The 2,224-nt window shown below is 64.9% G+C and carries 4 protein-coding genes; 1 reads left to right on the plus strand and 3 read right to left on the minus strand.

Features of this window, described 5'->3' with window-relative positions:
- Window positions 1–92: 92 nt before the first annotated feature.
- The gene (locus EJK15_RS78415; RefSeq protein WP_420847202.1) at window positions 93–347 is read right to left on the minus strand and encodes a LysR family transcriptional regulator; all 255 of its coding nucleotides are present in this window, start codon (window positions 345–347) and stop codon (window positions 93–95) included.
- A gap of 171 nt (window positions 348–518) precedes the next feature.
- On the opposite strand from EJK15_RS78415, the gene EJK15_RS68870 reads away from it, so the two are divergent.
- The gene (locus tag EJK15_RS68870; protein ID WP_240778143.1) at window positions 519–1,031 is read left to right on the plus strand and encodes a GtrA family protein; all 513 of its coding nucleotides are present in this window, start codon (window positions 519–521) and stop codon (window positions 1,029–1,031) included.
- Window positions 1,032–1,242: 211 nt separating this feature from the next.
- Here the strand turns inward: EJK15_RS68870 and EJK15_RS72430 are convergent, their stop codons facing one another.
- Window positions 1,243–1,386, minus strand: coding sequence for a hypothetical protein (locus tag EJK15_RS72430; RefSeq protein ID WP_171075429.1), 144 nt, complete (start codon window positions 1,384–1,386; stop codon window positions 1,243–1,245).
- Between the two features lie 346 nt (window positions 1,387–1,732).
- The coding region (locus EJK15_RS68880) for a CocE/NonD family hydrolase (RefSeq protein WP_138720862.1) at window positions 1,733–2,224 on the minus strand (492 nt) is incomplete at its 5' end.

Genomic DNA, 2,224 nt, shown 5'->3' on the forward strand with positions numbered 1-2,224 from the left:
CAAACGCTGGATCACCCGCTGGAAAGCCGCTCTCAACGCCTTCGCCATCACCTTCGAAGGCCGCCTGAACCCGACCACCCGATAGAACTAATTCAAGATCGAGTTACACCGTTTACTGGACAGGCCCCTCCCAGGAGCCTCAGAAGGTGTCGTGCTTCGCTAAGAAAAGCGTGCCCGGCCTCGGTAGGCGCCAAGGGTTGAGCGCGGTTGATGATGGCGAAGCCGATGGTGCGCTCGATGCTGGCGAGCTGGTAGCTGAGGGTGCCTGGAGCGACTCCCAGTGCGGAGGCTGCCGCAGATAGGTTCCTATGGCCCGGCATGTTGATGAGGTGACGAAGGCGGGGCAGGCAATTCCTGGTGCGGCTTGACGGTCTTCATGGCGGGAGACAGGGAGACATCAAGCGGTGCGAACGGGTTGGAGTGCTCGCCGGCTGGCCGTCCGTAAATCTTGTTACCAGGGTGTTCGACTGGTGAGAAGATCGGGGGTGCTCCGAATAGCAAACGCAGTACTCGCAAGATTGCCGGAACCGCTGCACGCACATGCGCTGAAGCACCGTGAACTGCTGAAGTTCGCTGTGGTGGGTGGAACAGCGTTCTTAGTGGACAACACGGTGTTCTATGGGCTGAAGCTGACCATTTTGGAACCGAAGCCGGTGACCGCGAAGATCATCGCGGTGCTCGTGGCGACGATCGTGTCCTACGTGTTGAACCGCGAATGGTCGTTCCGGACCAGGGGCGGCCGCGAGCGCCGTCACGAGGCGGCGCTGTTCTTCCTGGTCAGTGGCGTCGGTCTAGTGCTCAGCTCCGCGCCGCTATGGATCTCCCGGTACGTATTTCACCTGGAGACCCCGGATGTGAGCCTAGTGACCCAGGAGATCGCCGACTTCATGAGCGCGCAGATCATCGGCACGCTGATCGCCATGGTCTTCCGCTTCTGGGCGCTCCGGAAGTGGGTCTTCCCCGACGAGAAGGCCCAGTCCGGCAGCGTGCGGCTGGCTCCCACTCCCGATTCCACGGACGAGGCGGCTTGATGGGAGCGAATCCAGAAGCTGTTTCGGCGGTTGGACTGCTTCATGCCGCTGCTGCGCCCCACGAGCCCGGCCCCGCGGATGACCGCCGAACAGATGGCGAACAAAAGTCCCGTAAGTCCGACATCGCGGAGCGTTGTCAAAGCTCGTGATCACGCTGATTTGCTCGGACAGTGCTCATGATCAGCCGCCCTTGCTCACGGAATCGCGGATCCTACAGAACCGCCTGGACAAGGTGTAACAGCGTGCGCAGGTCCACGCACACCCGCTGGTAGGCATTCGCGATCGCGTCTGCGGGAGCGTCCAGATCGCGGGCGCCGAGCTTGATGCAGGCGCGGTACTCATAGCCGAGTAGCAAGTCGGAACCGAACTGGGCCCAGGCGCCGCGCTGCTGCTGCCAGGCGTGCTCGGCCTCGGCCAGCAGTAGGTTCAGGCGTCGGGGCGGGGATGGAAGGGAAAATGATGAAGGTGGCGATCACCGGGCGCCACCGCGGATGCCGTGGCGCCCGTACCTGGTCGACGAAGCGACCCGGCCAATTGATCGGCGACTGTCATGTGAACTCCAAACTCTGCAGGTCAGGCAGTGGACACGCGCAGAAGGAGGTCGGCCACAGCCTTGGGCTGCGTGCCTCGTTCGTCAGGCGCAGCGGCGTGGTGAAGCAGCGGACGGGGTGCGGGGTCAGCTGTGCCGGGGTCAGCAGGGGTCACTTCCGGCGGATGGGGAGGATCAGGGCGGACGGGTGCTCTGGGTCGTGGAAGACCTGCTGGTCGGCGGCGCGGAGGGTGGTGGCGGTGGCGCGGGGTTCGCCGGTTCCGGGGTTGCGGTTGTAGCGGGGGAAGGCTCCGCTGGAGACCTGGAGGCGAATGCGGTGGCCGCGTTTGAAGCGGTATGCGGTCGGCCACAGGGCCACCGTGGCGCGGCTGGTCTCGTCGGCGCCGGTGAGGCTGATCAGGCCGTCGCAGACGTTGGTGGAGCGGCCGCGGGGGTCGACGTCGCACAGGCGGACGAAGACATCGGCGTAGGGCAGGCTGGAGCGGATGAAGATCTCGGCGCTGACCTCGCCGATGACCTCGACGTCCTGGTCCAGTAGGGGAGTGGTGTAGGTGAGGACGTCGGGCCGGGCCTCGAGGGCGGTGTTGTCGACGCGGCCGGACTGGACGCCGAAGGCCATGCGAACGCCGCCGAGGGCGGGGGT

This window comes from Nonomuraea basaltis (genome assembly GCF_005893125.1).
Taxonomy (GTDB): Bacteria; Actinomycetota; Actinomycetes; order Streptosporangiales; family Streptosporangiaceae; genus Nonomuraea; species Nonomuraea basaltis.